At 37.4% G+C, this 810-nt stretch carries 1 protein-coding gene; it reads left to right on the top strand.

All coding sequences use genetic code 11. The features are described from left to right. Positions 1-94 precede the first annotated feature (94 nt). Positions 95-810 (top strand): transposase (locus BCR26_RS17385; protein WP_084387195.1); only part of this gene is annotated, 716 nt, incomplete at its 3' end.

Genomic DNA, 810 nt, shown 5'->3' with positions numbered 1-810 from the left:
GATGTCGCCAGCACTTTTTTGCATAAAAAAAGACAGACACCTTCAAATCCTGTAGAATAAAGTCGACGAAAACCAATCTAAAGGAGAAATGAAGATGTCTCTCTCAAATCTTATCAAAGAAACCCTCGATATTCTAGACCTAAACCTTATTTTTACTGAAAATTGTTTGACCCATGAGAAAATAGGCGATCATAGTTGTAAAGTGTATAGCGGTACGCTGACTTATTTCCCCGAAGAATGCCTACATTGCCAACAAGAAAATAACCAAACGATTATCAAATATGGGTGGAAAAAGGTGATGGCTTTGATCAATGATGTCAGTGAATATAAGACCTATGTCCGCATTAAGAAACAAAAATTCCTATGTAAAAGCTGTAATAGAAGCTTCCTTGCGGAATCGGCCTTGACCGAACGTCATTGTACGATTGCGCGTCGGGTCAAGCTCTCCATTGCAGAGAAACTGAAAGAAAATACTTCTATGACAGGAATTGCTCGTGCCAAACATGTCTCTACAACCACTATTTATCGGGTGTTAAAGAACTTCTATACCCCTCTTTCTCAGAAGAAAAAGACCTTACCGACTGTTCTTTGCTTTGATGAATTTAAGTCTGTGAAAGAAAGTTCTGGGGCAATGAGCTTTGTTTTTATGGATGGACAAACCAAAGAATTACTGGACATTGTAGAGAATCGAAAACTAAACTCTTTGAAAAAATACTTTTATTCCTATGCTTATAAAACAAGAGCCGCCGTTCAATATATTGTCATTGACATGTACAAGCCTTACGTCACTCTTGTAAAAAAGCTTTTTCC

The organism is Enterococcus rivorum, assembly GCF_001742285.1.
GTDB classification, from domain to species: domain Bacteria; phylum Bacillota; class Bacilli; order Lactobacillales; family Enterococcaceae; genus Enterococcus_L; species Enterococcus_L rivorum.
The sequence above is the reverse complement of the archived record's forward strand: the minus strand, read 5'-3'. Positions and strand labels throughout refer to the sequence as shown.